Genomic DNA, 6760 nt, shown 5'->3' on the forward strand with positions numbered 1-6760 from the left:
GTCCCCAGTCTGCCAAGGTCGGCGGTGCTTCGGCCGGGCCGGGCGGGCCTACGATCACCCTTTTTACCTGGCTCTCACCGTCACAGGGGCAACCGCGGGCGCCCGCCTACCGTCCTCTCACCATCGGGCTCAGGCGGCGCTGAGCCGGGCCAGGTGTTCGGCGAAGGGGACCAGGCCGGGCTCGTCCGCCGCGGGAGCGGTCCCCGGTGGGGACACCGTCGCCGACAGGCCCGTCATCAGCGTGGCCAGCTCGCCGGCCGCCCGCTCGATGCGGTCGGCGAGGCCCTCCGCACCCCAGTCCTCCGAGGCGGCGTACACGGCCGTGGGCACGACGACTGCCTTGAGGTACGCGAAGAGCGGGCGCAGGGCGTGTTCGAGGACGAGGGAGTGCCGGGCGGTGCCGCCGGTCGCGGCGACGAGGACCGGCTTGCCCATGAGGGCGTCCGGGTCGAGGACGTCGAAGAACGACTTGAACAGGCCGCTGTAGGAGGCGGTGAAGACGGGCGTCACGACGATCAGCCCGTCGGCCGCCGTCACTGCCTCCTGCGCGGCGGTCAGGGCCGGGCCGGGGAAGCCGTTGGTGAAGGCGTGCGCGATCTCCACGGCGAGGTCGCGCAGCTCGATCACCTGGACCCGGGCGGGGGCCGGGGTGTGCCGGTCCACGGCGGCGGCCAGCCGGTCGGCCAGCAGCCGGGTGGAGGACGGCACGCTCAGCCCCGCGGAGACGACGACGAGGTTCATACGGTGGTCACCTCCTGGGCGGCGGAAGCGGTGCGGGTGGCGTGGGTGGGGGCGTCCGGGACACCGGCGGGGCGGCCGGCGGCGAACTCCTTGCGCAGGACCGGGACGACCTCCTCGCCGAGCAGGTCGAGCTGCTCCAGCACGGTCTTCAGGGGCAGCCCGGCGTGGTCCATCAGGAAGAGCTGGCGCTGGTAGTCGCCGGCGTAACCGCGGAAGGACAGGGTCTTCTCGATCACTTGCTGCGGGGAGCCGACGGTGAGCGGGGTCTGTTCGGTGAAGTCCTCCAGGGAGGGGCCGTGGCCGTAGACCGGGGCGACGTCGAAGTAGGGGCGGAACTCGCGGACCGCGTCCTGGGAGTTCTTCCGCATGAACACCTGGCCGCCGAGGCCGACGATCGCCTGCTCGGGGGTGCCGTGCCCGTAGTGGGCGTACCGGGTGCGGTACAGCTCGACCATGCGCTTGGTGTGGTCGGCGGGCCAGAAGATGTTGTTGTGGAAGAACCCGTCGCCGTAGTAGGCGGCCTGTTCGGCGATCTCGGGGGAGCGGATGGAGCCGTGCCAGACGAACGGCGGTACGCCGTCCAGCGGGCGGGGCGTCGAGGTGAAGCTCTGCAGCGGGGTGCGGAACCTGCCCTCCCAGGTGACGACGTCCTCGCGCCACAGGCGGTGCAGCAGGGCGTAGTTCTCGATGGCGAGGTCGATGCCCTGGCGGATGTCCTTGCCGAACCAGGGGTAGACCGGGCCGGTGTTGCCGCGGCCCGTCATCAGGTCGACCCGGCCGTCGGCGAGGTGCTGGAGCATCGCGAAGTCCTCGGCGATCTTCACCGGGTCGTTCGTGGTGATGAGGGTGGTGGAGGTGGAGAGGACCAGCCGCTCGGTGCGGGCGGCTATGTGGCCGAGCATGGTGGTCGGGGACGACGGCACGAACGGCGGGTTGTGGTGCTCGCCGGTGGCGAAGACGTCGAGGCCGACCTCCTCGGCCTTGAGCGCGATGGCGACCATGGCCTTGATCCGCTCGTGTTCGGTCGGGGTACGGCCCGTGGTGGGGTCCGGCGTGACGTCGCCGACCGTGAAGATCCCGAACTGCATGGCGGCTCATCCTCCAGGTTGTTGATTCTTCAACTACACCTGGGGAACGGACCCCGGCCCCGTGCTATTCCCCGGCCCGCAGCCGCGCGATCTGCGTGCCGCTGAAGTCCACCGTCCGCTCCATGTGCCGGACGATCGTGGCCAGCTCGGTGTCGTCGAGGTCGTCGAACAGGGCGGACCAGTCGCCCGACAACGACTCCCACATCCGCCCGAACTCGGCGATCCGCTCGGGCACGGTCGCCACCAGCACCCGCCGCCGGTCCGCGTCGTCCCGCCGCCGTACGACGTACCCGGCCCGTTCCAGCCGGTCCACCAGCCGGGTCGCCGACCCCGTGGTCAGGCCCGTCAGCTCGGCCACCCGACCCGTGGTGACCGGCTCGCGCTCCAGCGTCAGCAGGTTCAGGCACTGCAGGTCGGTCGGATGCAGGCCGATCCGGTCGGCGACGGCCTGGTTGAACAGGGCGTACGACGCCATGTACCGCCGGGACACCGTGCCGAGCCGCTCCAGCAGCCGGGACCGTGCGGCCCCGGACTCCTTCCCGGGCATGCCGTACTCCCCTTCGTCTGCGTGGTGCAGAGATCGTACGTGGCCGACGGGAACGGCGTGCGCGGGCCGGCCGGGGTCAGAAGGCGTACGCGTCGCCGGTGGCCAGGACGAGCACCTTCAGCTGGTCGTTGGTGTGGTCCTTGTCGGTCGCCCCGCCGTTCCACGCGGTGTCGACCTCCAGGGTCACCTGGGACGCCTTGTCCTTCAGCCGCACCGACACCTGGATCTGCGCCTCGACCCCGCCCGAGGCCAGCGCCCCGGTGCCGCAGACGACCGTCCGGTCGTCGGTCCGCACACAGCCGGCCGGCAGCTTCAGCGCCTCGGTGGTCAGCGGCACCGACCAGCGCAGCCGCACGCTCGCGTCCGGCACCGCGGCGGGTCCGAGATTGCTCGGGGTGACCTTCACGTCGACCTGGTCGTCCTTCATCACGGCGGTGCCGTGGAAGGCCAGGTCGGCGGAGGGGGGCGCGGGGACGGCGGAGGCCGACGGGGTGGGCCCGGCCGCGCCGGTGACTCCGGCGGCTCCGGTGGCGGGTCCCGCGGCCAGGCCGCCCAGCACCAGCGCGGCGCCGCACGCCCCGGTCATCGCCATCCCGATCCGCGCCCGCATCGATACGCCACTCACCACTGCACGCCTCCGCATCCGCACGTCCCTGATCCGTGTGCCGTACGGATGTATGCCACGTGGACCGCACGGCAGGCGCCGTCCAACAGGTGACAGCGCCCGCCGGGCGAGGCCCGGCGGACCGCCCGCGCCTGCCGTTGGGGCTGCTGCCCGCCGTCTGCCGCCCGCCCGCCGTCTGCCGCCCGCCGTCTGCCGCCCGCCCGCCGTCTGCCGCCCGCCGTCTGCCGCCCGCCGGCTGCGCCCCGGGGCCTTCCGCGCCCGCCTGCCGCCTGCCCCTCGCGCTGCCGCCCGCCGGGTGCCGCCTGCCGCTCACCTCTGCCACCCCGTCGCCCTGCCGCGCCCCCGCCGCCTCCTGCCCCTCGGGCTGCCGCTCGCCGGCTACCGCCTGCCGCTCACCTCTGCCACCCCGTCGCCCGCCCGCCGTCCGCCGTCCTCGGCCCTTGGGGCTGCTGCACGCCGTCTGCCGCACGCCGGCTGCGTCCCGCCGCCCGCCGCGCCCGCCGCCCTGCCGCGCCCTCGCCGCCTCCTGCCCCACGGGCTGCCGCTCGCCGGCTGCGACCCGCCTCCTACGCGCCCGCCCGCCGCAGGCGCCCGCGTGCGAAGCTGCGGCCATGTCACTGGTCCTCCGCTCCGCCGCCCTGTTCGTCGTCGCCGCCGTCCTCGAGATCGGCGGGGCCTGGCTGGTCTGGCAGGGCGTACGCGAGCACCGGGGCTGGCTGTGGGCGGCCGGCGGGGTGCTCGCCCTCGGCGCGTACGGCTTCGTCGCCACGTTCCAGCCGGACGCCCACTTCGGCCGCGTCCTCGCCGCGTACGGCGGCGTCTTCGTGGCGGGCTCGCTCCTGTGGGGTGTCGTCGCCGACGGCTACCGGCCCGACCGATGGGACGTCACCGGGGCGCTGATCTGCCTGGCCGGCATGGCCGTGATCATGTGGGCGCCGAGGAGCGGCGGTTGAGGCTCGCCTAGGCTGGAGGCCGGTCCAGCCCAGCCCGCGTCGCCCCCGCGCCGCCTCGAACCCAGGAGTGCACATGGCCCCCGCCGCCCCGTCCCGCATCGCCGTCGTCACGGGCGCGAGCAGTGGCATCGGCGCCGCCACGGCCCGGCAGCTCGCCGCGGCCGGCTACCGGGTCGTCCTCACCGCCCGCCGCAAGGACCGTATCGAGGCGCTGGCCGAGGAGATCACCGCGGCGGGGCACGCGGCGACGGCGTACCAGCTGGACGTCACGGACCGCGTGGCGGTGGACGAGTTCGCCACGGCGTTCAAGACGATCGGCGTCCTGGTCAACAACGCGGGCGGCGCGCTCGGCGCCGACCCGGTGGCCACCGGCGACCCGGCGGACTGGCGCACGATGTACGAGACGAACGTCATCGGCACCCTCAACCTCACCCAGGCGCTGCTGCCGAAGCTGGTGGCGAGCGGCGACGGCGTGGTGGTCGTCGTGTCGTCCACGGCGGGCCACGGCACCTACGAGGGCGGCGCCGGTTACGTCGCCGCCAAGCACGGCTCACACGTGCTCGCGGAGACGCTGCGTCTGGAGATCGTCGGGCAGCCGGTCCGGGTCGTGGAGATCGCGCCGGGCATGGTCAAGACCGACGAGTTCGCGCTGACTCGGTTCGGCGGCGACTCGGAACGGGCGGAGAAGGTCTACCAGGGGGTCGCGGAGCCGCTCAGCGCGGACGACGTGGCCGAGACGATCACCTGGGCGGTCACCCGCCCCAGCCACGTCAACGTCGACCTGCTGGTCCTGCGCCCCCGCGCGCAGGCGTCCAACACGAAGATCCACCGGGACGCGTGACGCCGTACGGCACCCACCTCCCCGGCCCCGGGGGCCTCAGGCCTCCGGGGAGCGTCCGCCCAGTCCCGGGAGGGTGAGGAAGCCCTCGGCGCGGGCGCTGGCCAGGCCGATGCGGGGGATGTCGGCGGTCTTGGCGAACAGCAGGAACCGGGGCTCCCACACCGGGCGGTACTTGGCGTTGGCGCGGTAGAGGGACTCGATCTGCCACCAGCGGGAGAAGAAGGTGAGCGTCGAGCGCCACAGGCGCAGCACCGGGCCGGCGCCGAGGCGGGAGCCGCGTTCGAAGACCGAGCGGAACATCGCGAAGTTCAGGGAGACCCGGCGGATTCCCAACTTTTCGGCCTGCAGAAGCAGTTCGACCACCATGTACTCCATAAGGCCGTTCTCGCAGGCCCGGTCGCGGCGCATGAGGTCGAGGGACAGTCCGTGTTCGCCCCAGGGGACGAAGGACAGCAGGGCGCGGGGCTCGCCGTCGGCGTCGCGGCACTCCAGCATCACGCAGCGGCCGTCGGAGGTGTCGCCGAGGCGGCCCAGCGCCATGGAGAAGCCGCGTTCGGTGGCGCCGTCGCGCCAGCGGTCGGCGCGGTCGACGAGGAGGGCCGTCTCGTCGTCGGGGATGTCCTCGTGGCGGCGGACGCGGACGGTGTATCCGGCGCGGCGGACCCGGTTGTGGGCCTGGCGGACGCCGCGCATGGCGCGGCCGTCCAGGGTGAAGTCGGCGAGGTCCACGATGGCCTCGTCGCCGAGTTCCAGCGCGTCCAGGCCGTGCCGGCCGTAGATCGTGCCGGCCTCCTCGCTCGCGCCCATCACGGCCGGGGTCCAGGCGTGCCGGCGGGCCTCGGCGAGCCAGGCGTCGATGGCGCCGGGCCACGCCTCGGGGTCGCCGATGGGATCGCCGGAGGCGAGGCTGACGCCGCCGACGACGCGGTAGGTGACGGCGGCCTTGCCGCTCGGGGAGAACATGACGGACTTGTCGCGGCGCAGCGCGAAGTAGCCGAGGGAGTCACGCTCGCCGTGCCGGTCCAGCAGGGCGCGCAGCCTCTCCTCGTCCTCGGCGGCGAGCAGGCGGGCGCCGCGCGGGGCGCGGAAGCAGGCATGCAGGACGAGGACGAAGACGGCGGCCGTCAGGAGGTTGACGACGACGTCCACCCAGCGGGGCGCGTCGACGGCGTCGACGCGGTCGGCGAGCGGTCCGACGCTGATGCCGCGCAGCAGGGTGTAGGAGATCTCGTCCTTGAGGCCGGCGCCGGGGACCGTGTTGGTGGCGCGGACCAGCAGCGTGCCGAGGGTGCCGCCGACGAGGAGGCCGCCGGCACCGACGGCGAGGGCCAGGCGCGGGTTGGAGCGGTCGCCGAGGGCGTCGAACTCGCGCCGGCCGAGCAGCAGGGCGGCGACGAACAGGCCGGTGAGGGCCGCGGAGAGCCAGTTGAACGGGTGCTCGCGGTAGGAGGCGCGGGTCAGCGCGATGACGTAGAGGCCGAAGAGCGGTCCGGCGAGGAGCAGGTTGAAGACCCACGCGGCGCGTTTGCGGCGGCGCATGACGACCGCGAGGAACAGTGCGAGCGCGGCGGAGACCAGGCCGGCGGTGGCCAGGTAGGGGGTGAAGAACTCGCCCGCGTTGTGCTCGTGCACCTCCTCGCGGAACGGCAGGGACAGCACCGCGACGATGTTCAGCACCGCCTGTAGGCGCAGGTACCAGACGGTGGCCGCGGCGGCCCGGGCCCGGAGTCTGCCGGTGCCGGCCGGGACGACGGCCGTGGGGTCGGGTGCGCGGCGGGGGGAGCGGGGGGTGCGCTGGGCGGGAACCTGAGGGGAGATCAGGGCCGACTGTCGAGCGGGCATGGTGACCGGTCACCTTGAGGGAGGGGACGGAGGACGGGGAGGACGGGGAGGACGGGGAGGACGGGGAGGACGGGGAGGACGGGGAGGACGGGGAGGACGGGGAGGACGGGGAGGACGGGGAGG

7 protein-coding genes are annotated in these 6760 nt (G+C 73.9%); 2 read left to right on the top strand and 5 right to left on the bottom strand.

Going from position 1 to position 6760, the window contains the following annotated elements:
- Nucleotides 1-129: 129 nt before the first annotated feature.
- From ABZ854_RS30720 to ABZ854_RS30735, 4 genes are all read right to left on the bottom strand, one after another.
- Nucleotides 130-741 carry an FMN reductase gene (locus ABZ854_RS30720; RefSeq protein ID WP_361217275.1) on the bottom strand — a complete coding sequence of 204 codons (612 nt, stop codon included), beginning with the start codon at nucleotides 739-741 and terminating at the stop codon, nucleotides 130-132.
- Entirely contained in the window at nucleotides 738-1829 is a 1092-nt protein-coding gene (locus tag ABZ854_RS30725) for an LLM class flavin-dependent oxidoreductase (protein ID WP_361217278.1), read from the bottom strand. Before ABZ854_RS30725 ends, ABZ854_RS30720 begins: the two co-directional genes overlap by 4 nt.
- 64 nt (nucleotides 1830-1893) lie before the next feature.
- Nucleotides 1894-2376: a MarR family winged helix-turn-helix transcriptional regulator gene (locus ABZ854_RS30730; RefSeq protein ID WP_361217281.1), complete on the bottom strand. Its 483-nt coding sequence runs from the start codon at nucleotides 2374-2376 to the stop codon at nucleotides 1894-1896.
- Between the two features lie 76 nt (nucleotides 2377-2452).
- Nucleotides 2453-3001, bottom strand: coding sequence for a hypothetical protein (locus ABZ854_RS30735; RefSeq protein ID WP_361217284.1), 549 nt, complete (start codon nucleotides 2999-3001; stop codon nucleotides 2453-2455).
- A 611-nt stretch (nucleotides 3002-3612) separates the two neighbouring features.
- On the opposite strand from ABZ854_RS30735, the gene ABZ854_RS30740 reads away from it, so the two are divergent.
- Complete coding sequence (locus ABZ854_RS30740; protein WP_361217287.1) at nucleotides 3613-3954, top strand: YnfA family protein; 342 nt, start codon at nucleotides 3613-3615, stop codon at nucleotides 3952-3954.
- Between the two features lie 73 nt (nucleotides 3955-4027).
- Nucleotides 4028-4795 carry an SDR family NAD(P)-dependent oxidoreductase gene (locus ABZ854_RS30745; protein ID WP_361217290.1) on the top strand — a complete coding sequence of 256 codons (768 nt, stop codon included), beginning with the start codon at nucleotides 4028-4030 and terminating at the stop codon, nucleotides 4793-4795.
- Between the two features lie 36 nt (nucleotides 4796-4831).
- Here the strand turns inward: ABZ854_RS30745 and ABZ854_RS30750 are convergent, their stop codons facing one another.
- Entirely contained in the window at nucleotides 4832-6637 is a 1806-nt protein-coding gene (locus tag ABZ854_RS30750) for a phosphatidylglycerol lysyltransferase domain-containing protein (protein ID WP_361217293.1), read from the bottom strand.
- Between the last annotated feature and the right edge of the window lie 123 nt (nucleotides 6638-6760).

The organism is Streptomyces sp. NPDC047028 (genome assembly GCF_040644095.1).
Lineage (GTDB): Bacteria > Actinomycetota > Actinomycetes > Streptomycetales > Streptomycetaceae > Streptomyces.

Coding starts and splice junctions, on each gene's coding strand:
- ABZ854_RS30720 (WP_361217275.1), bottom strand. CDS start 741: ATGAACCTCGTCGTCGTCTCCGCGGGGCTGAGCGTGCCGTCCTCCACC.
- ABZ854_RS30725 (WP_361217278.1), bottom strand. CDS start 1,829: ATGCAGTTCGGGATCTTCACGGTCGGCGACGTCACGCCGGACCCCACC.
- ABZ854_RS30730 (WP_361217281.1), bottom strand. CDS start 2,376: ATGCCCGGGAAGGAGTCCGGGGCCGCACGGTCCCGGCTGCTGGAGCGG.
- ABZ854_RS30740 (WP_361217287.1), top strand. CDS start 3,613: ATGTCACTGGTCCTCCGCTCCGCCGCCCTGTTCGTCGTCGCCGCCGTC.
- ABZ854_RS30745 (WP_361217290.1), top strand. CDS start 4,028: ATGGCCCCCGCCGCCCCGTCCCGCATCGCCGTCGTCACGGGCGCGAGC.
- ABZ854_RS30750 (WP_361217293.1), bottom strand. CDS start 6,637: ATGCCCGCTCGACAGTCGGCCCTGATCTCCCCTCAGGTTCCCGCCCAG.